Source organism: Streptomyces mobaraensis, from assembly GCF_020099395.1.
Classification (GTDB): domain Bacteria; phylum Actinomycetota; class Actinomycetes; order Streptomycetales; family Streptomycetaceae; genus Streptomyces.
This window is the reverse complement of sequence record NZ_CP083590.1, coordinates 6,717,643-6,741,973: the sequence shown is the minus strand read 5'-3', so window position 1 is coordinate 6,741,973 and position 24,331 is coordinate 6,717,643. Positions and strand designations below refer to the sequence as shown.

The 24,331-nt window shown below is 72.9% G+C and carries 25 protein-coding genes and 1 pseudogene; 12 read left to right on the top strand and 14 right to left on the bottom strand.

The genetic code is table 11. The annotated features are described in order from the left end of the window. Nucleotides 1-12 precede the first annotated feature (12 nt). Nucleotides 13-1,236, top strand: a complete 1,224-nt coding sequence (locus K7I03_RS30010) for an ROK family protein (RefSeq protein ID WP_185940863.1) — start codon at nucleotides 13-15, stop codon at nucleotides 1,234-1,236. Between the two features lie 1,024 nt (nucleotides 1,237-2,260). On the opposite strand, the gene K7I03_RS30005 is transcribed toward K7I03_RS30010, so the two are convergent. The 5 genes from K7I03_RS30005 to K7I03_RS29985 all read right to left on the bottom strand — a co-directional run bounded on the left by K7I03_RS30005 (nucleotide 2,261) and on the right by K7I03_RS29985 (nucleotide 6,755). After that, nucleotides 2,261-2,626, bottom strand: coding sequence for a hypothetical protein (locus K7I03_RS30005; RefSeq protein WP_185940862.1), 366 nt, complete (start codon nucleotides 2,624-2,626; stop codon nucleotides 2,261-2,263). A gap of 219 nt (nucleotides 2,627-2,845) precedes the next feature. After that, nucleotides 2,846-3,328, bottom strand: coding sequence for a nitroreductase family deazaflavin-dependent oxidoreductase (locus tag K7I03_RS30000; RefSeq protein WP_185940861.1), 483 nt, complete (start codon nucleotides 3,326-3,328; stop codon nucleotides 2,846-2,848). 536 nt (nucleotides 3,329-3,864) lie between these two features. Further along, a complete protein-coding gene (locus K7I03_RS29995; RefSeq protein ID WP_185940860.1) occupies nucleotides 3,865-4,428 on the bottom strand; it encodes an ATP-binding protein in 564 nt (187 codons plus the stop codon). Between the two features lie 226 nt (nucleotides 4,429-4,654). Next, entirely contained in the window at nucleotides 4,655-4,969 is a 315-nt protein-coding gene (locus tag K7I03_RS29990) for a hypothetical protein (RefSeq protein WP_185940859.1), read from the bottom strand. 412 nt (nucleotides 4,970-5,381) lie between these two features. Further along, complete coding sequence (locus K7I03_RS29985) at nucleotides 5,382-6,755, bottom strand: geranylgeranyl reductase family protein (RefSeq protein WP_398858217.1); 1,374 nt, start codon at nucleotides 6,753-6,755, stop codon at nucleotides 5,382-5,384. 207 nt (nucleotides 6,756-6,962) lie between these two features. Here K7I03_RS29985 and K7I03_RS29980 point away from each other — a divergent pair, with 207 nt between their 5' ends. After that, nucleotides 6,963-8,348 (top strand): dipeptidase, encoded by a 1,386-nt coding sequence (locus tag K7I03_RS29980; RefSeq protein ID WP_185940858.1) that lies wholly within the window; start codon nucleotides 6,963-6,965, stop codon nucleotides 8,346-8,348. Between the two features lie 1,348 nt (nucleotides 8,349-9,696). Here the strand turns inward: K7I03_RS29980 and K7I03_RS29975 are convergent. After that, nucleotides 9,697-10,134, bottom strand: a complete 438-nt coding sequence (locus K7I03_RS29975) for a hypothetical protein (RefSeq protein WP_185940857.1) — start codon at nucleotides 10,132-10,134, stop codon at nucleotides 9,697-9,699. A 9-nt stretch (nucleotides 10,135-10,143) separates the two neighbouring features. Beyond that, nucleotides 10,144-10,371, bottom strand: a complete 228-nt coding sequence (locus tag K7I03_RS29970) for a hypothetical protein (RefSeq protein ID WP_185940856.1) — start codon at nucleotides 10,369-10,371, stop codon at nucleotides 10,144-10,146. A gap of 682 nt (nucleotides 10,372-11,053) precedes the next feature. On the opposite strand from K7I03_RS29970, the gene sigJ reads away from it, so the two are divergent. Next, on the top strand, nucleotides 11,054-11,959 hold the full coding sequence (sigJ, locus tag K7I03_RS29965) for an RNA polymerase sigma factor SigJ (RefSeq protein ID WP_185940855.1): 906 nt from the start codon (nucleotides 11,054-11,056) through the stop codon (nucleotides 11,957-11,959). Here the strand turns inward: sigJ and K7I03_RS29960 are convergent. Beyond that, nucleotides 11,953-12,237, bottom strand: a pseudogene (locus K7I03_RS29960) (response regulator transcription factor); the annotation flags it as partial. The gene sigJ and the pseudogene K7I03_RS29960 overlap by 7 nt on opposite strands. A gap of 78 nt (nucleotides 12,238-12,315) precedes the next feature. Between K7I03_RS29960 and K7I03_RS29955 the strand changes: the two are divergent. Both K7I03_RS29955 and K7I03_RS29950 read left to right on the top strand, forming a co-directional pair. Beyond that, entirely contained in the window at nucleotides 12,316-12,519 is a 204-nt protein-coding gene (locus K7I03_RS29955; protein ID WP_185940854.1) for an ABC transporter permease family protein, read from the top strand. Nucleotides 12,520-12,611: 92 nt separating this feature from the next. After that, a complete protein-coding gene (locus K7I03_RS29950) occupies nucleotides 12,612-13,625 on the top strand; it encodes an ADP-ribosylglycohydrolase family protein (RefSeq protein ID WP_185941049.1) in 1,014 nt (337 codons plus the stop codon). 55 nt (nucleotides 13,626-13,680) lie between these two features. On the opposite strand, the gene K7I03_RS29945 is transcribed toward K7I03_RS29950, so the two are convergent. From K7I03_RS29945 to K7I03_RS29930, 4 genes are all read right to left on the bottom strand, one after another. After that, on the bottom strand, nucleotides 13,681-14,049 hold the full coding sequence (locus K7I03_RS29945) for a hypothetical protein (protein ID WP_185940853.1): 369 nt from the start codon (nucleotides 14,047-14,049) through the stop codon (nucleotides 13,681-13,683). 48 nt (nucleotides 14,050-14,097) lie between these two features. Next, on the bottom strand, nucleotides 14,098-14,622 hold the full coding sequence (locus tag K7I03_RS29940; protein WP_185940852.1) for a hypothetical protein: 525 nt from the start codon (nucleotides 14,620-14,622) through the stop codon (nucleotides 14,098-14,100). Between the two features lie 69 nt (nucleotides 14,623-14,691). Continuing rightward, nucleotides 14,692-15,729 (bottom strand): NUDIX hydrolase, encoded by a 1,038-nt coding sequence (locus K7I03_RS29935; protein ID WP_185940851.1) that lies wholly within the window; start codon nucleotides 15,727-15,729, stop codon nucleotides 14,692-14,694. A 312-nt stretch (nucleotides 15,730-16,041) separates the two neighbouring features. After that, a complete protein-coding gene (locus K7I03_RS29930; RefSeq protein ID WP_221902532.1) occupies nucleotides 16,042-17,037 on the bottom strand; it encodes an ROK family protein in 996 nt (331 codons plus the stop codon). Between the two features lie 244 nt (nucleotides 17,038-17,281). On the opposite strand from K7I03_RS29930, the gene K7I03_RS29925 reads away from it, so the two are divergent. The 3 genes from K7I03_RS29925 (at nucleotide 17,282) to K7I03_RS29915 (ending at nucleotide 19,782) form a co-directional block, all read left to right on the top strand. Then, complete coding sequence (locus tag K7I03_RS29925; protein WP_221902559.1) at nucleotides 17,282-18,271, top strand: LacI family DNA-binding transcriptional regulator; 990 nt, start codon at nucleotides 17,282-17,284, stop codon at nucleotides 18,269-18,271. A gap of 172 nt (nucleotides 18,272-18,443) precedes the next feature. After that, complete coding sequence (locus K7I03_RS29920; protein ID WP_185940849.1) at nucleotides 18,444-18,812, top strand: hypothetical protein; 369 nt, start codon at nucleotides 18,444-18,446, stop codon at nucleotides 18,810-18,812. Nucleotides 18,813-19,146: 334 nt separating this feature from the next. After that, nucleotides 19,147-19,782 (top strand): TetR/AcrR family transcriptional regulator, encoded by a 636-nt coding sequence (locus tag K7I03_RS29915; RefSeq protein ID WP_185940848.1) that lies wholly within the window; start codon nucleotides 19,147-19,149, stop codon nucleotides 19,780-19,782. A 211-nt stretch (nucleotides 19,783-19,993) separates the two neighbouring features. Here the strand turns inward: K7I03_RS29915 and K7I03_RS29910 are convergent, their stop codons facing one another. Both K7I03_RS29910 and K7I03_RS29905 read right to left on the bottom strand, forming a co-directional pair. Continuing rightward, nucleotides 19,994-20,488 carry a hypothetical protein gene (locus K7I03_RS29910; RefSeq protein ID WP_185940847.1) on the bottom strand — a complete coding sequence of 165 codons (495 nt, stop codon included), beginning with the start codon at nucleotides 20,486-20,488 and terminating at the stop codon, nucleotides 19,994-19,996. Nucleotides 20,489-20,572: 84 nt separating this feature from the next. Then, the gene (locus K7I03_RS29905) at nucleotides 20,573-21,064 is read right to left on the bottom strand and encodes a peptidylprolyl isomerase (protein ID WP_185940846.1); all 492 of its coding nucleotides are present in this window, start codon (nucleotides 21,062-21,064) and stop codon (nucleotides 20,573-20,575) included. Nucleotides 21,065-21,226: 162 nt separating this feature from the next. On the opposite strand from K7I03_RS29905, the gene K7I03_RS29900 reads away from it, so the two are divergent. The 4 genes from K7I03_RS29900 (at nucleotide 21,227) to K7I03_RS29885 (ending at nucleotide 24,329) form a co-directional block, all read left to right on the top strand. Then, nucleotides 21,227-21,412 (top strand): hypothetical protein, encoded by a 186-nt coding sequence (locus tag K7I03_RS29900; RefSeq protein ID WP_185940845.1) that lies wholly within the window; start codon nucleotides 21,227-21,229, stop codon nucleotides 21,410-21,412. 169 nt (nucleotides 21,413-21,581) lie between these two features. Continuing rightward, nucleotides 21,582-22,133 (top strand): hypothetical protein, encoded by a 552-nt coding sequence (locus tag K7I03_RS29895; protein ID WP_185940844.1) that lies wholly within the window; start codon nucleotides 21,582-21,584, stop codon nucleotides 22,131-22,133. Continuing rightward, the gene (locus K7I03_RS29890) at nucleotides 22,130-23,272 is read left to right on the top strand and encodes a DUF6895 family protein (RefSeq protein WP_185940843.1); all 1,143 of its coding nucleotides are present in this window, start codon (nucleotides 22,130-22,132) and stop codon (nucleotides 23,270-23,272) included. The genes K7I03_RS29895 and K7I03_RS29890 overlap by 4 nt, the downstream gene beginning before the upstream one ends. Continuing rightward, a complete protein-coding gene (locus K7I03_RS29885; protein ID WP_185940842.1) occupies nucleotides 23,259-24,329 on the top strand; it encodes a serine hydrolase domain-containing protein in 1,071 nt (356 codons plus the stop codon). Before K7I03_RS29890 ends, K7I03_RS29885 begins: the two co-directional genes overlap by 14 nt. Nucleotides 24,330-24,331: the final 2 nt, after the last annotated feature.

Here is a 24,331-nt window from a genome sequence, read left to right as displayed (position 1 = left end):
CAGAATAGGGGTGTGACCCAGACTCGGACAACACGTTTGGAGCGCGGCCGGGCCGCCCTCGGCCCCGCCCTGGAGCTCGTCCACACCGGGCGCGCCCCCACCCGCGCCGTGCTCACCGCCGAACTCGGCGTGACCCGCGCGACCGCGGGCGCCGTCGCCGCGGAGCTGGAGGCGCTCGGACTGATCCGGGTGGACGCCCGCCCGACGGCGTCCACCGGGTCGCAGGGCCGCCCCTCGCACCGGCTGTCCGTCGCGCCCGACGGTCCCGTGGTCCTGGCGGCGCAGATCCACGCGGACGGCTTCCGGGCCGCGCTCGTCGGCCTCGGCGGCCGGATGGTCGCCACGGCGCCCGGCTGTATGACGGTCCCCGCCGACCCCGCGCACATCATCGACGCCGTCGTGGAGGCGGGCGCCGGGCTGCTGCGCGAGACGGGCCGGCACTGCCTGGGCGCGGGACTCGCCGTCCCGTCGGCGGTGGCCGAGCCGGAGGGCACCGCCCTCAACCCGCTGCACCTCTCCTGGCCCGCCGGGGCACCGGTCCGCACGCTGTTCGCCGAGGCCCTGGCCAAGGCGGGCGTCCTCGGCCCGGGCGGCGTCCCCGTCACCGGTATGGCCGGCAACGACGTCAACCTCGCCGCCCTGGCCGAACACCGCCACGGCGCCGGCCGCGGCGCCCGTCACCTGCTGTGCGTGGCCACCGGCCACCGCGGCGTCGGCGGCGCGCTGGTGCTCGACGGGCGCCTGCACAGCGGGAGTTCGGGACTGGCCCTGGAGGTCGGGCACCTGACGGTCAACCCGGCCGGGCTGCCCTGCCACTGCGGCAGCCGCGGCTGTCTGGACGTCGAGGCCGACCCGGCGGCCTTCCTCACCGCCGCCGGACGGACGCCGGGCCCGGACAGCTCCCTCCTCCACCAGGCCACCGAACTGCTCCGGACCGCGTACGACGACCCGTCCGTACGCGAGGCCGCCGAACTGATCGCCGACCGCCTCGGCCTGGGCCTCGCCGGCCTCGTCAACATCCTCAACCCCGACCGCATCGTCCTGGGCGGCCTCCACCGCGAACTCCTCGCCGCCGACCCCGACCGCCTCCGCGCCGTCGTCGCCGACCGCAGCCTGTGGGGCCGCAGCGGCAGCGTCCCCATCCTCCCCGTCACCCTCGACCACAGCAGCCTCATCGGCGCGGCGGAGGCGGCGTGGCAGCCGGTACTGGACGATCCGCTGGGAGTGCTGGGCTGAGACGGGCGGGGGCGCGGGCGCAGGGGGGGCGCTGAGCCTGGCGGGGCGCTGAGTTCGGCGGGGCGCTGGGTCCAGCAGGATGCTGAGTCCGGCGAGACGCTGAGTCCGGGGGACGCGACCGTTCCCGAGCGCACCGCGTCGCCCGCGAGGCCCTCCGGGAGGACGGGCAGCCGGCCGACGACGGCCGCGTGACGACGGCCGCGTGACAACGGCCGCGTGACAACGGCCGGGACGGTTCCGGGCCTGGTCGGTGCGCAAGCGGCGTTGGCGGCCGCGCTCATGGCGACGAGGGGTGCCCTCGTCCAGGGACGGTGCGGGGTGGGGGGCGCGGGGCCGGGCGTGTGCACCGCGGTCGGAGGATCTGGCGTGCCGCCTGTGCCAGCCGAGCGCGTCGCAGCGGCCACGGCTGGCTACGACAGGCGCGAACTCCCGCGCGGGACAGCACTGTCGGTCGCCGCCGCGCGGGATCGGGTGGGACCCGGCCGCCCTGGTGGGGTGCGGGCCGCCGAAGGGTTCACCGGGACACCGAGGGACGAGGCCGCCCAAGGGCCGAGCCCGTGGAGCGACCGGCTCGGTGCGGCCCCGTGGCCAGACGGCACCAGGCCGGGCAGGTTGCCGACGGCGAGCCCCGCGCGACGGCACGCGCACTCGCGCGCACCGCCGAGTCCGCGGACCGGGCCGGCAGACCGGACCGTGCGGGCGTGAACTACCGACCGCGCTCGGCGAGGTCGTCGACCGATCCTGCCGGGCGACCTTCCCCCGCTGACGAGCGACGGACGGAGGAGACCGGCCGCTGTCGTTCGTGCACGCGATCCGGCGCCGGTGAGGATGCCGTGGCCGTCGGCGCCGCCGGACGGTGCGCCGCGAACCCGCGTACGCGCTCCGTCCCGTACGACCGGGTCGGCCGCCCGGCCCCCCGGACCGGGCAAACAGGGCGGAGCGAGCCGGGCCGGGCGAGCTCGTCGGTGAGGGCCGGCCACCCGGCCGGGTACCGGGCCGGATGCCCGGCCCTCACCGCCCCCGGTCAGGACGTCTTCTGTAGCAGCCAAGCGTTCGGCGTAAAGGAGGAGTTGACGAAGACCACGCAGCCGCCGCTGTAGTACGTCTGGACCTTGGTCCAGCCCTTCGGCGGTTGCGCGGACGCGCAGGCGTTGACCTGGGTGCCGACGGGGAGCCCGTCCAGCTGCTTGATCATCTTGATGTTCGAGCCGCTCATCACGCGGCAGGAGGCGCTCGTGCCCCAGTTCACGTCGACCCAGCCGTCCGGGGTCATCGAGTCGGCGCACACCGTACGGGTCTCGCCCGGCGACGCCTGGGCGGGGCTCGCCGCGACGGAGGCGACGAGCATCGCGCCGAAAAATGCCAGACCCGCGGTGCGGAGGCGTCTCATGGGGTGTCTCCCAAGCGTGAAGAGTGCACTGATGAGCGATCAGTGTCGGTCACGGCATTCAATGGCCTGGTGAAGGGCTTGAGGAGAGCGTTTTCGGCCAGGAAAGGCACCGCGAAGAAGCCACTGTGCCGGACGGGCGCGGCCCCGCGCGGCACAGCGTCGGCCCCCGGCCGCGCGGTGCCCTGACGGGGCCGGTGCCGGGCGGGTGGGGCCCGGTGTTCAGTTCCCCGTCGGCGCCGGGGCGTCCGCCGGCCCGGCCGGAGGCTCGGGTTCGAGGACGAAGACCGGGATTACGCGGTCGGTCTTCTCCTGGTACTCGGCGTACGGCGGATACGCGGCGACCGCCCGCCGCCACCACTGGTCCTTCTCGTCCCCGGTGATCTCACGGGCCGTCATGCTCCGGAGTTCGGGACCGTCCTGGAGGTCCACCCGTGGGTCGGCCTTGAGGTTGAAGTACCAGACCGGATGGTGCGGGAAACCGCCCTTCGAGGCCACCGCCGCGTACCGCCCCTCGTGCTCCACGCGCATCAGCGGAACCTTGCGGATCTTGCCGCTCTTCGCGCCGCGCATCGTGACGATGACGACCGGCAGGCCCGTGTCCCAGAGCGTTGTGCCCTGGGTGCCTCCCGAGCTCTCGTACAGCTCGACCTGTTCGCGGATCCACTGCGCCGGACTCGGCTCGTACTCGCCCTCAAGAGGCATCGTATTCACCCCAGTGTCGTGCACGGATGGTGTCGGGACAGTCCACCAGAAGCCTCGCGCGAGGGGGAGACCGCCGACCGCCGACCGCCGTTCCCGCTCCGGCGACGGCCGCACGGGGGACGGCGGGGTTCCGGTGTCGCACCCGGCTTCGCGTCCCGCGGGCCAGGGCATCACCGCCCCTCCCCGGCGGCGGGTCGGAGGAGACGGGACACGGGCCGGCCGTGACCGGGCCCTTGACGGTTCCGCGGACGGCGGGCGGAGCGGGGCGCCCGTACGCGCGTGGGTGCTGTTCCTCGAAGCCCAGCTGTGCCATTCCTCGGAGCCCGGCTGTGTCATTCCCCGGAGTCCGGCTGTGCCGTTCCTCGGGGCCCGGCCGGGAAGCGCGCCCCGGAGCGCGCGGCCCAACGGATCCCGCCGGCCGCGCCCGCTCGCACCCGATCGCGCCGTTATTCCACCGACCGCACCGACCGCACCGTTACCCCGCCACCCGCACCCGCGCCCGACCCCGACCCCGACCCCGCGCGCCGATACGCCGGCTAATGCGCCCGCGCCACCGCCGGCACGGCCCCCGCGCCCGCCGGGTGCAGGGCCGCCGGCTCGGTGAAGGCCGCGGTGCCGAGGGAGGTAAGGGAGGCCGTGGCTCGTTCGAAGGTGACCGCCGGCTCGGCGCCGCGGTCGCGCCAGGGGTCGGCGCCGGCGGCGGAGGCCGGTACGAGCAGGGTGAACCACACGGCCTTCCCGCCGTCGTGGTGCGGCTGCACGCCCCAACCGGCGCTCAGCGCCGCGACCAGGGCGAGGCCGCGCCCGTGGGTGCTGGTCTCGTCCGGAGCGCCGACGCGGGGCAGCCGGGGGTCGTGGTCGCGCACGGAGACGGTGAGCCGGTCGAGCATGAGGGTGATCTCGACCGTGCACCGCTTGTCCGGTTCCGCGTGCTGGTGGACGTTGGTGAGGAGCTCGGTGACGCCGAGCGCGGCGGGATCGATGAGCGGATCGAGATGCCAGTAGCGCAACTGCGCAGAGACGATTCTGCGCACCTGCCGGATCCGCTGCGGCAGGGCCTGGAGCTCGACGGTGCAGTGCTTGTTCACTCGGCTGATCACGGCTGCGACTCCCTGAAGAAGTAGGGCTAGCCTGATGCAGATGCGTGGCGCGGTGCGCGCCCGTCCCGGTCCGGCGGGCGGGCCGGACCGCACGACGGAACCGATCCGGAACGCGACCGTCGATGAACCCTCAGTGATGCTGTACGCCTCAAGGGTCGACCTTCGCCGTCCCGGGCGCAACTCGTGCGCCCCCACCGTGCACCCGTGCCGCCCCCTGTTCGCGCGCTCACTCGGGCCCGTCGCCGCGCGCGGCCTCCACCGCCTCCAGGAACCGGCGGACCGCCGCCTCCGGGTCCTGGCCCGACTCCCCGAGGTCGAGCACGTACCGGTTGCCGTTGAGCGTGGCCCGGGCCCGGTCCCGGGCGGCGAACCAGGTTTTCCGGGCCTGGACGGCGTCCACCGGAGCGCTGTCGATCTCGACCCCGTAGCTGGTCAGGAGCTCCAGGCGACCGTTGTGGATCTTCACCTGTCCGGCGCGGGTGAGCGAGCGGAGCGATTTCTCGATCCGTACCCCTGTCGCCTTGAACTCCGGTTCCGCCACGGTGCACCGCCCCTCGGCCGATGGTTGTCTGCTGCGCAGTGTGCCCGCGAGCCGACGCCCGCACCAGGGGCCGATTTTCGTTCTCGTCCGCGAGCCCCGGGGCGCGCCCCGGGGCTCGCGGGCCGGGAGCGGACACCGGACGGACGACGCCCGGCCCCCCACCGCCGTACCACCTGCGCGAACCGCCCGACGAGCGACGCGGCACAGGGCGGACGCGCCCGGCGGCGCTCCGGCGGCTCCCGGCGCGGGGAACGGACCGCGCGGCCGGGCCCGTGCGACGAGCCGCCGGGGCCGCGCCCCACGACGCGCCGCAACCCGCACGCCCCCGGACCCCCCACCCGGCAATCGACTGCCACCCCCGGGACCCGACCGTCCGCGCCTCGGCCGCCCGCGCCCGAGCACCGCCCGCGCCTCAGGACCGTCCAGCCGGCAGCCGGTCCGCCGCGGAGACCAGCCGCCGCGCCACCGGATGCGTCCGGACGATCTCCGCGAGCGTGGTCGCGCCCTGGGTGACGCGGGCGAACGCGCGCCAGGCGGGCCCGAATCCGGTGACCGCCGCGTGGAAGACGCCCGGCTTGCGGGAGTACAGGGCGAGGATCCGGCGGCCGACGCCCATCTCGACGCCCAGCCCGGCCTTGACGGCGAACGCGTAGTTGAGCGCCTGGCGGCGGGCGTCGACGGCGTCCTGCGCCTCGGCGACGCGCACGGCCCACTCCCCCGCCAGCCGGCCGGAGCGCAGCGCGAAGGAGATGCCCTCGCGCGTCCAGGGCTCCAGCAGCCCGGCGGCGTCGCCGCAGACGACGACGCGGCCGCGGGAGAGCGGGGAGTCGTCGGAGCGGCAGCGGGTGAGGTGGCCGGACGAGATGCTCGGCTCGAAGCCGGACAGTCCGAGGCGGGCGATGAAGTCCTCCAGGTACCGCTTGGTGGCGGCGCCCTCGCCACGCGCGCAGATCACGCCCACCGTAAGGGTGTCTCCCTTGGGGAAGACCCAGCCGTAACTGCCGGGGACCGGGCCCCAGTCGAGCTGTACCCGGCCGGCCCAGTCCTCGGCGACCGACGGCGGGACGGGGATCTCGGCCTCCAGGCCGAGGTCGACCTGGTCGAGCTTCACCCCGACGTGTGCTCCTATGCGGCCGGCGCTGCCGTCGGCGCCGACGACCGCGCGGGCCAGGACGGTCGAGCCGTCACCGAGCACGACGGCGACGGTGCGCCGGTCGGGCACGGCGGGGCCGTGCTGCTCGACGCGGACGACGGTCACGCCGGTGCGCACCTCGGCGCCGGCCGCCTTCGCCGCCTCGACCAGGCCGGCGTCGAACTCGGCCCGGTTGACGAGCCCGAAGAGCATCTTCTTCGACCGGCGGGTGCGGGTGAGCTTGCCGTCGAGGGAGAAGGTGACGGCGTGCACGCGGTCGCGCAGCGGCAGTTCGAAGCCGGGCGGCAGCGCGTCGCGGGACGGGCCGATGATGCCACCGCCGCAGGTCTTGTAGCGGGGCAGCTCGGCCTTCTCCAGGAGCAGGACGCGGCGTCCCGCGCCGGCCGCCGCGTGCGCCGCCGAGGCTCCGGCGGGCCCGGCGCCGACCACGACGACGTCCCACACCGGCTCGGCGCCCGTGGACCCGCCGTCCGCGGCCACGTCCTCCGCGGGCCCGCCGTGCGCGTCCACGTCCTCCGCGGCCACGTCCGCCCCGGCCACGTCACCCGTGGACGCGTCGCCCGCCGCCACGTCGTCCGCATCCGCCGGCACGTCGTCGCGGCCCGTCTCCCGGGCTGTGTTGTCGCTGCTCACCTGTGCTTCCGCTCCCGCTCGTCCGCCGCCGCCGGCCGTGCCGGCCGTACCGCCCGCATCCTACGGCCCGGCCGCGGGCCGCCCCGCCCCGGGAAGCGCCCCCGGCCCACCCGAGAGGCCATCGAGACGCCATAAGGCGCCATGAAAGGATCGGGGCCGTCATTCCCCCCGTACACCACTCAACGTGGTGCTCCCGAGGAGCGTTCCATGGACACCGTTCCGGCCCCCCGGCCCGACTCCGCCGCGCTCGCCGCGACCGTCGCCTCCCTCCAGCCCCGCGCCCGCACCGAACTGGCCGAGCTGGTCGCCTTCCGGTCGGTCGCGGACGAGGCGCAGTTCCCGAAGAGCGAGTGCGAGGCGGCGGCGAACTGGGTGGCCGGGGCGCTGCGCGCCGAGGGCTTCGAGGACGTCGCGCTGCTGGACACCCCGGACGGCACCCAGTCCGTCTACGGCTACCTGCCGGGCCCGGAGGGCGCCCCGACCGTCCTCCTCTACGCGCACTACGACGTGCAGCCGCCGCTGGACGAGGACGCGTGGCTGTCCCCGCCGTTCGAGCTGACGGAGCGCGACGGCCGCTGGTACGGGCGCGGCGCGGCCGACTGCAAGGGCGGCTTCATCATGCACCTGTCGGCGCTGCGCGCCCTCAAGGAGCACGGCGGGGTGCCGGTGGGCGTCAAGATGATCGTCGAGGGCTCGGAGGAGCAGGGCACGGGCGGCCTCCAGCGGTACGCCGAGGCGCACCCGGAGCTGCTGGCCGCCGACACCATCGTCATCGGCGACGCCGGCAACTTCCGGCTCGGCCTGCCGACCGTGACCGCCACCCTGCGCGGCATGATGCTGGTGCGGGTGGAGGTGCAGACGCTGGGCGGCAACCTGCACTCCGGCATGTTCGGCGGCGCCGCCCCCGACGCCCTCGCCGCGCTGATCCGCACCCTCGACTCGCTGCGCGCGCCCGACGGTTCGACCGTCATCCACGGCCTGGAGCCGGAGGGCACCTGGGACGGCCTGCAGTACCCGGAGGAGGACTTCCGCGCCGACGCCAAGGTCCTGGACGGCGTCGACCTGATCGGCTCCGGCACGGTCGCGGACCGCCTGTGGGCCCGCCCCGCCGTCACCGTCCTCGGCATCGACTGCCCGCCCGTCGTCGGCGCCACCCCGTCCGTCCACGCCCGCGCGGCGGCCCTGATCAGCCTGCGCGTCCCTCCGGGCGTCAACGCCGCCGACACGGCCAAGCTCCTCCGCGCCCACCTGGAGTCCCAGGTCCCGTGGAACGCCCGGGTGACCACGGAACTGGTCGGCCAGGGCGAGCCGTTCGCCGCCGACACCGCCAGCCCGGCGTACGTGTCGATGGCCGAGGCGATGCGCGTCGCCTACCCGGGCCAGGAGATGCAGACCGCCGGCATGGGCGGCTCCATCCCCCTCTGCAACACCCTCGCCGCCCTCTACCCCGACACCGAGATCCTCCTCATCGGCCTCAGCGAGCCGGAGGCCCAGATCCACGCGGTGAACGAGAGCGTGTCCCCGGAGGAACTGGAGCGGATGTCCCTGACGGAGGCGCTGTTCCTGCTGAACTACGCGGAGTCGAAGCGGTAACGACTGCCGCAGCGCTCGACTGCAGCCGCCCCGGGGCCCCTACCCCCGGAGCGGCTCCTCCAGCAGACCGTCGGGATCCTCCCGCAGATCCGGCGGCATTTCCTCCCGACGGATCCCCCGAAGCCGCCCCAGGCTCCCGGGCCGCGCGCACGCCCTGGCCCCAGCTCGAAAAGACAGTGCAACCGCGCCTCAAGCACAGCCAAATCCGTCTCCGCGACCGCACATAGGACCAGGACGGCAACCAACGTCCGCCCGTCCTCCGCCGAGTACCCGCCCACCCAGTCGGCGGCCTGATCGGCCCCCTGTTGCCGCTGCCAGGCGTCCGGCGAACAGGTACACCGGATCATCTCCCCAAACCAACGACTTTCCAGGCCCATCCCGCTCCTCGTGAAGCCCGGCTACTCGTAACGCACAAAATCCGGCACTCCTTCGACCGCCCTCATGTCGTCGAATGCCCGAAAACTAACCCCTTCGGGCACGCGCGCTCGCGAAACCTTGATCCCCCGCAGACAGGCCCCGCACCAGAAGAGCACATACCCGATACGACTCTCGGGGTCAGCGACATACCGCACACTCAATCGCCTTCGACCGCAATCCGGACACGGCGTTTCACCGACGCCATCGCTTCCTTTAGCGTCGAACAGAGCCTTCAACCATACTTCTCGATCCGGCATAATTCGATCCCCCACATCCAATATCGATCCTGATGCAGGGCGCCTGACCCGGCTCGCACAAACGGACCGCCGGCATAGATGCCCCCACCTCGCTCCTGGCATCCGTGAAGGCATAGAGCCAGGAAAAGAGCGATGAGCCGGAAGCCGCATTCCTCAGTCGCCAGGGAGTTGGCCGCAGTGGGGCGGTATCTGGGGTACGAGCCAGGGCACATCGGGGACATACTCGATGATTACCGGCAGGTTACGCGGCGGGCTCGGGCCGTGATCGAGGACCGGTTTTGTGGGGGGGGTAGAGGGACCCCGAACCACCTACCGATTCGGTGTCCGCTAGCCCTGAAGTTCCCCGTGGTTACCGACGCCGGCACCGACAGGGGGCCGCAGAAACGGATCACCCCTCGCGCCCCTGACCATGGCAAAAATCCGGCACCTCCTGGGAGTTTGCGCTGCCGATGCACCGTGCCACTCGCGATCCCGCAACAGCAACGCGCCGAGATGGCACCACTTCTGACGCCGCCACCAGGCCACCTCCAGACATTGCCACTACAAGCGCCGGAGCTCCGATCACGAACTCCCGCTACATGACGGCTCATCAGCTCACCATCCCCAGAAACAAGCTACTGGACAGCAGAGATAGCGAAATGCAACTGGACTAAGCGCCAGCGCCTCCACCGACTCTAACCTGTGGCTGTGTCGTCCGAAAATGGGCTCTGGATCTCGCCCCACTGGAAGACGTACTTCCCCGCCGACTGGTCGAAGACTGCGCTCACCCCTAGGTCTGCGAGACCGAATTCCTCACGAAGCCATCCATCCATCGCCAGAGCTGCAACCTCAGATTGGTAGTCGCTGAGCGGGAAGGTCAAGGAGACGATCTGAATCGTCAAGCCGCCTGGATGCTCGGAAGACAGAGCAGGAGCATGCAGGGACAACGAAAAGGCCAGCCATGCCGCGTCCTTCCAGTTCACCCCCTCCCGTGGGAGCGACAGATGGACCGCCTTGTAGATCTGCAGTCCATACGAAGGGCGACTGCCCGAAACAACAGCGTCCGCTTCCAAATTGGCCGCGAGACCGCCAAATCCTGCTGCACACTTCCGGTACCTGAAGATTCTACTCATGGTTGGATCCTAGCTCACAAAATTGAGTAGATGGAAGACGGATTTATTGAAGTAATGCTCGCGCCCCAGTCCAGTGAAGCCTCTTATGTACTGGTAATCGTGCGGCTCGCCAGCACCGTAGAGACGGCTGTAGCGATCCATAAATGCCTCAGCGTCAGCCGGACTCATGTCCGTGACTATGGCTTTCTTCATGGAGTCGAGATCGTTTTTGTGCACTCGGAAGGTGAGGACTTCCACATCTCCCCCTCGGCTCCGTATTCGTTCCGCGTACCGTTCGGCCTCCTCTCTCGCCCCCCAGGAATAGACACCGGGGCCATACTGGCCTCTCGTGTCATCCATGGGCCATGGATTGCCATCACCTCGAAGACGTTGGGCGTCCGAGGGCCCCTGAACGGTATGGAGCGCGCGCCCAAGGTCGTGACGTAATCCACCGCCGCCTCACCGGGCCGGACCGCCACCCCGCACGCATCGGCCCGAGCCATCACGAACCGCGCCAACGCCGCCTCATCACAGAACGCATGGATCCACCCCATACCCTCGTACGACGCCGTCCACAATCCACCGTGCTCGTCAAGCGGCACGACGACCGCCGCCCGCCGGAAGGCCCCCACGACCTCCGCCGGCTCAACTTCACCCAAATACAACGCCGTTAATTCTTCACGCAATGTCAGCACACCAGTTCCTCCCGACGCAGGGCAATACCGTGTGTTCTCACGAGAGCACATGGAGTATCTCTTTCCCTTTGGCCCTTTGGCTGCAGGACATGTGCCATCGAGCCGGCGAGCCGACGAGCGTGTGAGCGGGCACACGTTCTCCGCGTCGCTGTCACATCCGTGCCGTGCGGCGCGTCAGTGTTCCGGTCGGGCAATCAGGCGGCGCGCGGGATGAGAGGGCGCCTCCGCGAGCAGAGCGGCGAGGAATGGACAGCGCGAACGACACCACGAAGGACACCGAGTTCCTGGCGCGGCGGTTCGAGGAGCACCGGTCGCATTTGCGGGCGGTCGCCTATCGGATGCTGGGGTCACTCGCCGAGGCCGACGACGCGGTGCAGGAAGCGTGGTTGCGGCTGAGCCGGGTGGACGCCGGCGAGGTGGCGAACCTCGGCGGGTGGCTGACGACGGTCGTCGGGCGCGTCTGCCTCGACATGCTGCGCAGCCGTACCGCGCGGCGCGAGGAGCCGATGGAGGAGCGGCTGCGGCTACCCGATCCGGTGGTCAGCGCGGCGGACGGGGTGGATCCGGAGCAGGAGGCGCTGCTCGCGGACTCGCTGGGGCTGGCCTTGCTGGTGGTGCTGGAGTCGTTGGCGCCGGCGGAGCGGCTCGCCTTCGTCCTGCACGACATGTTCGCCGTGCCCTTCGACGAGATCGGGCCGGTCGTCGGCCGTACCCCGGCCGCCGCGCGGCAGCTCGCCAGCCGCGCCCGCCGGCGGGTGCAGGGCTCGGCCCCCGCCCCGGACCCGGATCTCGGCCGGCAGCGCCGGGTCGTCGACGCGTTCCTGGCCGCCGCGCGCGGCGGCGACCTCGACGCGCTCGTGGACCTGCTGGACCCGGACGTCGTCGCCCGGTCGGACGGCGGCGCCGCGCGGACGTTCAACGTCGTACGCGGTGCGGAGGCCGTGGCCCGGCAGGCGTCGCGGTTCGCGCGGGTCGCCGAGGCGGCGCGCCCGGCGCTCGTCAACGGCGCGGCCGGGGTCGTCGCGACGGCGGGCGGGACGCCGTTCTCGGTCATGGCCTTCACCGTCGTGGCCGACCGGATCGTCGCCCTCGACATCCTCACCGACCCGGAGCGCCTGGCCGCGCTGGATCTCGCGGTGCTTGATCACTGAGGGCGAGCCGGGGTGCCGTCGTGCCCCCTCCGGCGCACGGGTCCGGCGGGTTCGCCCGGCGAGACGAGTCCCGTCTCGTACGCGAGGACGACGGCCTGGGCCCGGTCGCGCAGGGTGAGCTTGGCGAAGATGCGGGCCACATGGGTCTTCACCGTCGCCTCGCTGAGTGTCAGGGTCCGGGCCAGTTCGCCGTTGGACAGGCCCCGGCCCATGAGCGTCAGCACCTCGCGCTCCCGCTGCGTCAGCGCGGCCAGGTCGCGGTGGACGGCCGGGGTTCCGGGCGTCGGGGCTCCGGGCCCGGGGGTTCCGGGCCTCGGGGCTCCGGGCCTGAGGACGCCGGGCCCGGGCTGCTGGGGGTGCCTCTCGGGATCGTCGCGCACCGGCTGCTGGTGGACCACGTCGGACAGGTCGCGTTCCCGGAGTCCATGAAGGACGTGTGGCACGCGCCGCAGTTGGCCCTCCTGGTTCTGGCGGGGGTCGGGATCGCCGTCCTCGGCGCGCTGGTCCCGGCACGCTCGGCGGCACGGCTGACGATCGCCAAGGTGCTGCACAACGAGTAGGCGCGCCAGGGGCCCGAGCCGTCGGGGCGGCCGGCCGCCGTCGCCCTGGCGGGGGCCGCCACGGGCGCCGGTAGCCTGCGCGAATGAAACCTATGGGGTGGACGGAACGAGCTATCGCGGTGGTCGTCGGCTCGGCGGTGGGGGACGCGTTGGGCGGTCCCTTCGAGTTCGGGCCCCCGGGCGCGTTCTCCGCCCGGTTCCCGGAACCGGGGTGCGGGGGCGAGATGGCGGGCGGCGGTGGCTGGGAGCCGGGCGAGGCCACGGACGACACGCAAATGGCCGTTCTCGTTGGGGAGTCGCTGGTGCAGCGGGGCGGACTCGACCTGCCGGACATCTTCGCCCGCTTCCGGCGGTGGGCGGCGGCCGATCCCAAGGACATCGGGTTGCAGACCGAGGACGTCCTCACCAACGGCATGCCGTGGGATCTGGCCGCCGCGGCCCATTTCCGGGTCAACCTGCGGGCGGCCGGCAACGGTTCCCTGATGCGGGCCTCGACCTCCGCGGTCCACTTCGCCGCGGCCGGCCGGGCGGCCACGATGGACGCCGCCCGGCGCATCGCCGCGCTGACGCACGGAGACCGCGCCGCCTGGGAGGGCACGGCCGTGTTCCACGAACTCGTCCGCCTCGGCCTGGAGGGCGCCGATCCCCTCCGCGCCCTCCCCGACGTCCTGGACCTCGTCCACCCCGACCACCGCCCGCGGTACGCCGCGGTCCTCGCTCCCGACTGGCACCCTGACCGGGCGACCGAGTTCAACGGTGCCGTCTGGCCCTGCCTGGGCTCAGCGGTCTGGGCTCTCCGCACCACCGCGAGCTTCGAGGACGCCCTCCGCGCGGCGATCGACATCGGCGGTGACACGGACACCGTCGCCGCGGTCACCGGGGGACTCGCGGGCGCGTGGTACGGGCCGGACGCGATCCCCGAGCGCTGGACCGCGCCCTTGCACGTCCCCCTGCCGGGCTTCGGCGGACGGGTGCTGCGCCTGGCCGACCTGGTCGATCTGGCCCGGCGCCTCGTCGCCGGTGGAACGGACGCGAACGGGGGGGGCTCGTGGAGCGGACGGGGTGAGTGGGTGACGCTGCCGGGTAAGCCGAAGACCGGCCGCTGATGCCGCTGATCGAAGGAGGGACCACGGCTGCGTCAGGGAAGCCGCGGCCACCCGGTCACGCGTCCAGGTACCGGTATCCGGTGTCGGCCGGTGCGGTGTGGAGCCGGCCGTCGCGGACCTGCCATTCGGTCATGCCCTCGACCTCGTGGCTGACCAGGAACAGGCCCTGGACGAGGTCTCCGTCGTCGTCGGAGGCGGGGAGCCCGGCGATCTCTCCGATCTGGTCGGTGAACCAGCCCAGGGCCGACTCACGGATGTCGGCGCCGTAGAAGACGTAATGGGCCCAACTGCCGTGCTGACGACGAGGTGAGCCCCATCCGTGGCTGTAATGGTCGTCGTCGTAGGCGGCGATGATCTCCTGGACGGCGGCGCGTTGCGTCGCGTCGCACTCCAGCCACCCCCTTATCGATACGTAGATGCCCATGGGTGTCGCCTTCGTTCTCGGGGGCGGGGTCCAGGCACTGGGGAGTTCTCATGGTGGGGGCGGCGGAGCTGGCCGTGGTTCGCCCGGCCGCCCCGCCCACTCCGCCACGGCGTCGACCCCCGCCGCGCGCAGCCGCCTCGCCAGGAGTTCCGTCTCGGGGAGGGTCCCCGGCCAGTCACCGTCCCGTACGCGGCGCGACAGCGCCTTCGCGCCTGCCAGGTCGACGCCCAGCGTGGCCCGGAGGACCCGCATGATCACGGCGGGCGTCGGCGGCGGGGTGTGGACGCGCAGCGTCGCCGGCCCGTGCTCGGCGAGCATCCGGTCCCGTAGTTCGCCCGGCAACTCCCCGCCGCACGCGGCGAACGCCGATCCGCAGGCCGTGCAGGTCGATTCCACGTCCCACCGCAGGCGGCCGTCCGGCAGCAGTGTCTGGACGCCGTGGTGGTCCGTCGCCGCGCCGCAGTCGGGGCACGTCGCCGGGCAGGTGACGGTTTCCGAGACGGTGATCCGCTGTTCCGTCGGCGTTCCCGGCGGCGTGCGGCGTGCCCCGTCGCCGGGCCCGGCGGTCGTCATGGGCGCGCCGCCCGTCGGAGCGCGGAACGCACCGCACGCCCGCGCCCGCACCCGCACCCCGTCGCCGTCTCACCCAACCGGCACCCCCGCCTCCAGGTTGAGCGGGCATCCGCGTTCGCGGGCGCGGAGGGCCCAGCGGAGGCGGCGGTGGCGGACGGGGGGCAGGAGGGCACTCGCCTCGTCCTCGGTGACGAAGCGCCAGCCGCGCAGTTCGGCGCCCGGGAGCAGCAGGCGGCGGGCCTCGGCCTCGGTGAGCCGGCCGCCGTCGAAGAGGAAGCGGAGGCCGCCGAAGCCGGGGGGCCGGGGTGGTTCCCAGTCCACGACCAACAGCTTGGGGACGTCCGGCAGTTCGATGCCGATCTCCTCGGCGACCTCGCGCATGCCGGCCCGCGCCGGCGCCTCGCCCGGTTCGACGATGCCGCCGGGGAACTCCCAGCCGGGTTTGTAGGTGGGGTCGACGAGCAGCACGCGGTCGTGTTCGTCGAAGAGGAGCACCCCGGCGGCCAGTGTCTCGGCCTTCGGTTCGGGCGTCTCGACGATCTGGCACGGCCCGGCGGAGCCGTCGCGGACCGCCCGGGCGACGCGTTCGGCCGCCTCGCGCGGGGTGAGCCGTCCGGTGTCGACGACGAACGCGTCGTCCGACAGCCAGGTCAGCGCCTCCTGGTAGGCGTCGACGTGGTCCCGGGCCCACTGCCGGACGGACTCGCTGCCGGCCGGGTCGCCGGGGAACTCCACCCGGCCGTCGATCCGTTTGCGCAGTATCGTTTCATCACAGTCGAGCAGGATGTGCCGCACGGGTATCCGGCGGGCGGCGAGCGTCCCGAATATCTCGTCCCGGTACTCCTGCCGCAGCAGCGTCATGGGGACGACGAGCACCCCGCCCACCTCCGCGAGCAGCGCCGCCGCGGTGTCGGCGACCAGGCGGCGCCAGATGGGCAGGTCCTGGTAGTCGTCGACCTCGGCCAGCCGCTCCGGCGGCAGGAGATGCCGCAGTCCCCCGCCGACGATCTCGGGGTCGTAGAGGTGGCTTTCCGGCATGAGCCCGGTCAGTTCCCTCGCGGTGCTGGTCTTTCCCGTACTGAAAGCGCCGTTCAGCCAGACGATCACGGTTCCCCCTCCTCCGAGCGGCCCCCTTGCGATGCCCGGAACACCTTGCCACGGAAGGACGGACGAGCGGGATGGGGCCCTCGGTTCACCGGCGCACCCGTCGTACGGTTCATGCCGTCCGGGAACCCCATGGGCCTCATACGCTCCCAAGTCTCTCAGGGGTCCCGGGACTTTCCCGCCGTTCACGAGCAAGCGGACACCGGCCGCGAGAATCAGCAGCGAGCACCGAACCGTACGGCTTCCCACGCGGCCCCGGGCGAAACCCCCCGCCCCACCACTCCTACGACACCGGCTCCCCCGGCCGTCACCGCCTCATCCCCACACCCCCACCGCCTCCGCCGCGGCCGCCGCCGCGCCCACCACTCCCGCGTCGCCGCCGAGCAGGGCCGGTACGACCTCGACCCCGGCGGCGAAGGACAGCGTCGCGTACGCGCGCAGATGCCGGCGCAGCGGGGCGAACAGGACGTCCCCCGCGCCCGCGACGCCGCCGCCCACGACCGCGACCTCGATCTCCGTGAGAGTCGCCGTCGCGGCGATGCCGGCCGCGAGCGCCCGGGCGGCACGGTCGAACGACGCGACGGCGAGGGGGTCGCCGGCGCGGGCCGCCGCGGCGACGCCCGCCGCGCCCGCGTCCCCGTCCGGCCCGGGCCGCCAGCCGGACTCGGCGGCCCGGCGGGCGATGTTCGGCCCGCTGGCGATGCGTTCGACGCAGCCCCGGCCGCCGCACGGGCAGGGGTCGCCGTCCAGATCCACACTGATGTGACCGATGTGGCCGGCGTTGCCCGTCGGCCCAGGATGCAGCCGCCCGCCCAGCACCAGACCGCCCCCCACCCCCGTGGACACCACCATGCACAGGGCGTTCGCCCGGCCCCGCGCCGCGCCGCGCCAGTGTTCGGCGGCGGTCATCGCGACCCCGTCGCCGACGAGGACGACGGGCAGCCCGCCGACCCGCCGTCCCACCTCCGCCACCAGTGGAAATCCGCGCCAGCCCGGCACGTTGACCGGGCTGACCGTGCCGCGCGAGGCGTCCACGGGCCCGGCGCTGCCGATGCCCACCGCGCGCACCCGCCGCCAGTCGGCGGGCGCGGCGAGCTCGTCCAGCACCTCCGCCACCGCGCCCATCACCGCCGCCGCGTCGCCCTCGGCGGGGGTCCGGCGCCGGGAGCGGACGAGGAGCCGCCCCTCGGCGTCCACCAGCGCGCCCGCGATCTTGGTGCCGCCGATGTCGAGAGCGGCGACGAGCGCGCCCGGGGCGGTGGGCCTGGCGGACGACGAGGGTACGGCGGACGACGGCGTGGCGGACGGCATGGGGAACGGTCGCTCCTGCTCCACTCGCGGCGCGGCCGGCCCCGGGTGGCCGGCCGTCGCTTTCCCGCCAGTCTCGGCCACTGTTGACAACGTTGTCCAGGCCCTATGCTCGTTCGACGCACACACCGCGCACAGTACTTGACACCACCCGACAGCACGCGACAGCGCCCAACGGTCATGGAGGACACGCCAGGTGCCCCACACCGCCCACGACCCCCGCCCCCGCTACGGGACCCGGCCGACCATGAAGGACGTGGCGACGCGCGCCGGCGTGGGACTGAAGACGGTGTCCCGGGTGGTGAACGGCGAGCCGGGCGTGACCGCCGAGACCGAACGCCGCGTCAGGGACGCCATCACCGCCCTCGGTTTCCGCCGCAACGACAGCGCCCGCGTACTGCGCAAGGGCCGTACGTCGTCCGTCGGACTCGTCCTGGAGGACCTGGCGGACCCGTTCTACGCCCCGCTCAACCGCGCCGTCGAGGAGGTGGCCCGCGACCACGGCGCGCTGCTCATCAACGGCTCCAGCGCCGAGGACCCCGAGCGGGAGCGCGAACTCGCCCTCGCCCTCTGCGCCCGCCGCGTCGACGGCCTCGTCGTCATCCCGGCCGGCGACGACCACCGTTATCTGGAACCGGAGATGGCGGCGGGCGTGGCCACGGTCTTCGTCGACCGTCCCGCCGGGCTGATATCCGCCGACACCGTCCTCTCCGACCACGCGGGCGGCGCCCGCGAGGGCGTGGCGCACCTGATCGCCCACGGCCACCGCCGGATCGGCTTCATCGGCGACCAACCGCGCATCCACACCGCGACCGAGCGGCTGCGCGGATACCGGGCCGCGATGAACGCCGCCGCGCTGCCGGTGCACGACGGCTGGATCTCGCTCGGCCCGACGGCACCGGACCGGGTACGCGGCGAGGTGCTGCGCATGCTGTCCGGCCCGGCGCCGGTCACCGCCCTCTTCACCGGCAACAACCGGGTGACCGCCACCGCCGTCCGCGTGCTGTCCGAACTCCCGCGCGGCGTCGCCCTCGTCGGCTTCGACGACCTCGAACTGGCCGACCTGCTCTCCCCCGGCGTCACGGTCATCGCCCAGGACCCCGCCCGCCTCGGCCGCACCGCCGCCGAGCTCCTCTTCCAGCGCCTCGACGGCTACGCGGCGGACGCCCGCCGCGTCGAACTGCCGACGCGCCTGATCGCCCGCGGATCGGGCGAACTGCCGCCCGTAGACGGCTGACCAGGGTTCTCGGCCCCCGTGGCCGGGCCGTCCGGCCTCCTCGGGGCGTTTCCCTGATCCGGTGACGGAGAACGGAGAACGGAGAACAAGGGTGCTGTGGGGCTGCTGCGCCGGCCTCGTTGAGTACCGTGGTGGCCGCTTGAACCATTACGTATATCGAGAGGCCGACGCCATGCCCACCGCCAGATTCTTCTTCGACGCGGGATCAGGCGCGGTCCTGTGGGCGGCCCCGGAAGACCGGGAGGTGTGGGGGTACCCGATCGATCTGGACCGTCTGCCGATCGGTCACGAGCTCCGCGACAGCCTGAGCAGGCTGATAGCTCGCTACGATACGTCGTTGAACTGGGGTTACCCCCCGCACCCGGGGCCATGGCGGGAAGCGGAGTGCCACGAGTTCAACGAGGCGGTACGCCAAGCCCTTGGCCGCCTTCGCACCGAACTCGGCCCGGCATGGCGGATTCACGACGAGTTCCACGCACTGCACGAGGACCCGGACCTCGACCGCTACCTGGCCGACCCGGCCGGATTCGTCCGCTCCTGATCTCGCCGTCGCCGGCGGCGCGCTCGTCACGACGGCGTCGTCGGCCGCGTCCGCCGACGCTGTGCACGGCGAAACCGGCAGAAGGCGGTCACTGTGCAGAGGCGAACAGGGCGCTTGGTCACCGCGCCGTACGGTCCCTCCGGCCGGTCAGCGCCACCCCACCCCTTGTCCTGCCCCACCCCGCCCCGCCCCGCGCGGTGAACGTTCTCCGTCCGGCCGTGTGCTGCCGCACGGCGGCGCCCATGGTCCACGGGCGCTTCCCGGCGCGCCACAGGAGGCGCTAGCGGTTAGTCTTCCATAACGGTTTCACCTCCGTATTTGCTAGTGTGAGCGCATGACCGCGCCCCCCGGACGCCGTGAGCGCAAGAAGGCGGCGACCCGCCAGAAGATCGCCGACGCCGCCCTCCGGCTCTTCCTGGAGCGCGGGTACGACGCGGTGGGCATCCGGGACGTGGCCGCCGAGGCCGACGTGGCCGTCACCACCCTCTTCTCCCACTTCGCCTCGAAAGAGGCCCTGGTGTTCGAGCAGGACGCCGACTTCGAGCACCGCCTCGCGAGGGCGGTCACCGACCGGGCCCCGCACGAGCCGCTGATCCCCGCGCTGCGCCGGGAGATCCAGGCCCTGGTACGGCACTGCACGGCGGACAGCGCCGCTCCGGTCTGGCGCATGATCGACGCGTCGCCCGCCCTGCGGGAGTACGAGGAGTCGATGCGGCTCCGCCACGCGGAGTCGCTGGCGGCGGCCATCGCCGCCGAGCCCGGCCTGTCGCGGACCCCGACGGCCTGCCGGGCGGTCGCGAGGTTCGCGATCGACGCCTACTCGCTGGCCCGCGAGGCGGCCGATCCGGAGGCCGCGGTGGACGAGGTCTTCCGGATGATCGAGGCGGCCTGGGAGGCGGCACGTTTGGAGGACGGAATCGGCGCCGACGAAGAGACCGCGCGGCCCCGAGTGGCGGCGGAGGGCGCGTGACGGCCATCGGCCCACCCCGCTGAACCCCACGGGACCACCGGGACCGCCGGGATCACCGGGACCGCCAGGATCACCGGGACCGCCAGGATCAGTGCGGACACCCGGCCGCCTTGCCTCCCGGCCAGGACCAGCCCGGTGACGGCACACCCCGGCAGACGGAATCGACCGCCGGAACCGACGGACGAACCCCACCAACGGGCCCCGGCTCAACTCACCGGCCGGCTCCCCGCGCCCGTACCGCATCCGCATCCGCCGACGCAGGGTCCCCCGACGCCGCGTCCCCCGACGCCGCGTCCTCCGACACCAGCCGGTCGGCCAGCCGACCCCACGACAGCAGGCCCCCCACCGCGATCACCCCGGCGACCAGCGGCCAGGGAACGTGCCGCCCCGCCCCGTACTCCAGGGTGTCGACGTAGCGCCCCGCCGCGAAGAACCAGGCGAGGCTGCCGCCGACGACGAGCAGGTGGTTGTCCTTCTCGCGCAGCAGCCGCATGCCCGCCCACAGCAGCAGGGGCATGGCCAGGACCAGCCCCACGGCGAACGTGGCGAGCCACAGCTCCGTACCCGCCCAGGCGTAGTCCGGATCGGCATGCTCCTCGGCGCGCGCGGCGGCGAAACCGGTGGCGAGGAGGGTGTGGCAGGCCAGGACGGCGAGGGCGGTGACCGCGGCCCCCTTCAGGGGCCTGGCCCAGTGGAACGTGCGCATGGGCCCATGGTTTCCGCCGGGAACGCCGAACGCCTGAGTATCCGTACTCAGGCGTTCGGGGTCTCAAGCCCGCCGCGGCGGACGTCAGGCGACGGTGCCGCTCTCCTTGATGACGACGGCGGCCTTCAGGGCGCCGCTGTGGGAGCCCAGCGCCTCGATCTGCTTCACGAGCTCCTGCCCCTCGACGACCTCGCCGAAGACGACGTGCTTGCCGTCCAGCCACGGGGTGACGACGGTCGTCACGAAGAACTGGGAACCGTTGGTGTTCGGGCCGCGGTTGGCCATCGACAGCAGGAACGGCCGGTCGTGCTTGAGCGTGAAGTTCTCGTCGGCGAAGGACTTGCCGAAGATGCTCTTGCCGCCGGTGCCGTTGCCGTCGGTGAAGTCGCCGCCCTGGAGCATGAAGTCCGGGATGACGCGGTGGAAGGCCGAACCGGCGTAGCCGTAGCCGTTCTGGCCGGTGGCGAGCTCGCGGAAGTTGCGGGCGGTCTCCGGGACGACGTCGTCGAAGAGCCGGAAGACGATGCGGCCGGCGTCCTTGCCGTCAATGGTGATGTCGAAAAAAACATTGTGCATGGCCACATCCTCACATCCTTCGGCACGTCGCCCAATCCGGCCCCGGCGCGAGGGCCCGAGATGCACCGGGGTGAGGGGCGCGTCAGGCTGGAGGGAGGCCGGATCCCGGCCTGCCGGCACACCCCCGAGGCGTGTCGTCTCCATGGAGAGAAAGGTGACGTCATGGCGGTGCACGCAATGGTGCTCGAACGGGAACTCGCGCAAGAAGTGGATCTCGCACTGGACGTCGTCGAGGCGATGACTCCCACGGAGTCGCCCGTCGGAGACGCGCCGTCCTTCATGCCGATGTCCGCTCTGGGCCTCCTCCCCAAGCTTCTGGGGCCGGAGGAGCCGAAGGACCCGGCGTAGCGGGGAGGCCGTCATTCCCGCGAACGTTCCCGCGAGCGTCGACCTGTCCTCGGCCACGGACGAGCTGGCGGCAGCGGTCCGCCTGGCCCTGACAGACCACGGGCGGCAGCCACTGGCCTGGTTCCTGGCATCCGCTCCACGGACGGACACGGCCCTGGCGGCCGTCCGGGTGCTGGGGTGCGACGCCCTGGCACCCGCGCTGTCGCGCGGCACGCCGGTGGCGCCGGACGAGGGCGAGACGGTCCGCGAAGCCCTGCGGAGGCTTCCCGTGGACGGCCGGCAGCCCGTCGAGCTGCGCATGATCTCCGCCGCCGTGAACGATCTGACCTCGTCGGAGCCGGTGCCCTCCCGGGCCGCCCACGAGGCGCACGCGGAATGGGCACGGCGCGTCGACGGGAGCGACTGGCGCGCTCTGTCGCTCAGCGCGGCCTGGCTCGCCCCCATGGCGTGGCCCGCCACCAGTACGCTCCTGGCCCCCTGTGCCGCGCGGTGGGCCCAGGGCGTGGGCAGGGGGCTGACGCGGGCCCTGCTCCGGCGCGACTTCGCCTTCGCGGCCCGTCTGACCCGCTGGGCCGCTCTCGCCTGGCGGGAGGGCGGCGACGTAGGACTCGACCTGCCCGCCGCCGTCGAGTACGTGGAATGGTGCGGTGCCGGCGGACCGGTGACCGCGCTGCACACCGCCGTCTCCCGGCATCTGCTCTCGTCCGGGGAGGCCGCGTGAGTACGACGATGAGGCGTGTGGAGAGCGCGGGGCTGCTGGTGGACATGGCCGACGGTGCCATGACGTGGCTGCGGGAGAACCACGCGTACTGCGCCCTGCCTGCCGACGTCAGCCCGCACCTCGCCCACCACATGAGTGAGTACAAAGCGCTCGCCGAGATGGCCCTGGCCGCGCAGGTGACGTCCGAAGCCCTGCCCACGCCGCGGAACCGTGACCGCGCGCGCGACATCCTGGACCACTGCTGGCGGCAGTTGGGCCAGGGCGATCTGCTCTACGAACGCCAGTTGCGCCACTTGTCGCTCCCTGACCCGGTCGAGATCTACGCACACTTCGTCCAGGCCGGCTACCGCCACAGCGGGCTCGAACAGCTGCTGCGGCGCGTCCACCGGCTCACGGCCTTCCAGGCCGCCGAGCTGTACCCGAACCGCCGTCTCGCCGTCGCCAACGCGCAACGCCTGGCGGGGCTTCCGCACCCGCACCCCGGCGAGTGGGGCGAACCAGCCGCCCGCACCTGGCTGGGAAGCACCCCTGAGCCGTGGGCCATCGACTGGAACGACGCCTACTGCCTCACCCACACCGTCTACCACCTCGCCGACTGGGGCCGGCGCCCCCTCGCCCTCCCCCCGCACGTGATCGGCTACTTGACCAGGTGGCTGCCGGTCTGGCTCGACGTATGGTGCGAAGCGCAGGAGTGGGACCTGGTCGCGGAGCTCCTCTTCGTCGACGTCTGCGTTCCCGAGCCGGAACTTCCCGCCGCCCAGTGGGAGGCGCTGGCCGCCGCCCAGGAGGTCTCCGGCCGCGTGCCGCCCAGAGGAAAGAGGCCGGGCACCGGCATAACGCCCGGGCCCACGTCCGATCCGTCGGGAACCGGTCCCGCGGCGCCCGACGCGACGGCATCCGGCCTGGAGGGATCCGGCCCTGCGGCGCCCGACGCGACGGCATCCGGCCCGGCGGCGCCCGATCCGGCGGCATCCGGCCCGGTGGGGTCCGATCCGGCGGCATCCGGCCCGGTGGGATCCGATCCGACGGCCGACTTCCGCCGCCACCAGCACACCACCTGCGTCACGGCCATGGCCGCCGCCCGCGCCGCCCACGCCGCCCACGCCGCTCGTGCCACCCGGGCCGATGCGCCTGCCTGATCCGCTGCGCAAGGGTGGTGCGAACCCTGAGGATCCCGCGGCACTGCTGCGCGCCATCATCGGCGAAGCGGGCCGCAACATGGCAGCCGCGGTGGCGGTCGGCCGCGGCGGCTACGGCTACACCCTCTGCACCGGGTTCACGACCCTCACACCACGCGCTCCCCTCACTCAGGACGCACCGTTCGAGGTCGGTTCCGTCAGCAAGATGTTCACCGCGCTGCTGTTCGCCGTCCTGGTCGAAGAAGGGAGGCTGAGCCTGTACGAGCCCCTGGCCGGCCACGTCCCGCCCGGCGCCATGCCCCCGGGCCCCGCGGCCCGGCGGATCACCGCCCTGCACCTGGCCACCCACTCCTCCGGGCTGCCCCATCTGACCCCGCGCATGCTGCTCAAGGTACGGCCCAGTGACATCACCAACCCCTACCTCCGCTACCGCGACCGGGACCTCCTCACGGACCTGTCCCGGGCCCGCCTCAAGTTTCCCCCCGGCACCTCAAGGCACTATTCCAACTTCGGGTTCGCACTCCTGGGCCACATGCTGGAGCACGCCACCCGGCAGAGCTACGCCGACCTCATCGCCGAGAAGATCGCCGGCCCCCTGCGCCTCACGCACACCACCGCCCGCAGCGATCTCGAACAGACCGAGGGCTACTGGCACGGCCACCTCATGCCCCCGCTGCGCACCCCCGGCTTCTCAGGCGCCGGAGCCATCCGTTCCAGCGCCCGTGACCTCACCCGCTTCCTCACACACCACATCGCCCCCGACCCCGGCCTCCCCCCTCCCCTGTACCGCGCCCTGCGGGTCGTCACCCACACGGATTCCCCCCAGGCGACCACCCTCGGCTGGCTCAGCAGAACGACCGCTCTCGGAGATCTCTATTTCCAGCCCGGAAGCACCCGGGCGGCAACGGCCTTCATCGGTTTCAGCCCCTCGCGCCACACCACCGTCGCGGCCCTCGTCAGCAGCGGCTGGACCCTGCGCAACTCCCTGATCCAGAACGCCTACCTCCTCCTGCGCCACTACGCCGCCAACCCCCTCGCCCACGCCGCGCCCTCCTGATC

Coding starts and splice junctions, on each gene's coding strand:
- K7I03_RS29915 (WP_185940848.1), top strand. CDS start 19,147: ATGACCGCGCCCCCCGGACGCCGTGAGCGCAAGAAGGCGGCGACCCGC.
- K7I03_RS29900 (WP_185940845.1), top strand. CDS start 21,227: ATGGCGGTGCACGCAATGGTGCTCGAACGGGAACTCGCGCAAGAAGTG.
- sigJ (WP_185940855.1), top strand. CDS start 11,054: ATGGACAGCGCGAACGACACCACGAAGGACACCGAGTTCCTGGCGCGG.
- K7I03_RS29885 (WP_185940842.1), top strand. CDS start 23,259: ATGCGCCTGCCTGATCCGCTGCGCAAGGGTGGTGCGAACCCTGAGGAT.
- K7I03_RS29930 (WP_221902532.1), bottom strand. CDS start 17,037: ATGCCGTCCGCCACGCCGTCGTCCGCCGTACCCTCGTCGTCCGCCAGG.
- K7I03_RS29975 (WP_185940857.1), bottom strand. CDS start 10,134: ATGAGTAGAATCTTCAGGTACCGGAAGTGTGCAGCAGGATTTGGCGGT.
- K7I03_RS30000 (WP_185940861.1), bottom strand. CDS start 3,328: ATGCCTCTTGAGGGCGAGTACGAGCCGAGTCCGGCGCAGTGGATCCGC.
- K7I03_RS29910 (WP_185940847.1), bottom strand. CDS start 20,488: ATGCGCACGTTCCACTGGGCCAGGCCCCTGAAGGGGGCCGCGGTCACC.
- K7I03_RS30005 (WP_185940862.1), bottom strand. CDS start 2,626: ATGAGACGCCTCCGCACCGCGGGTCTGGCATTTTTCGGCGCGATGCTC.
- K7I03_RS29945 (WP_185940853.1), bottom strand. CDS start 14,049: ATGGGCATCTACGTATCGATAAGGGGGTGGCTGGAGTGCGACGCGACG.
- K7I03_RS29950 (WP_185941049.1), top strand. CDS start 12,612: ATGGGGTGGACGGAACGAGCTATCGCGGTGGTCGTCGGCTCGGCGGTG.
- K7I03_RS29920 (WP_185940849.1), top strand. CDS start 18,444: ATGCCCACCGCCAGATTCTTCTTCGACGCGGGATCAGGCGCGGTCCTG.
- K7I03_RS29905 (WP_185940846.1), bottom strand. CDS start 21,064: ATGCACAATGTTTTTTTCGACATCACCATTGACGGCAAGGACGCCGGC.
- K7I03_RS29925 (WP_221902559.1), top strand. CDS start 17,282: ATGAAGGACGTGGCGACGCGCGCCGGCGTGGGACTGAAGACGGTGTCC.
- K7I03_RS29980 (WP_185940858.1), top strand. CDS start 6,963: ATGGACACCGTTCCGGCCCCCCGGCCCGACTCCGCCGCGCTCGCCGCG.
- K7I03_RS29940 (WP_185940852.1), bottom strand. CDS start 14,622: ATGACGACCGCCGGGCCCGGCGACGGGGCACGCCGCACGCCGCCGGGA.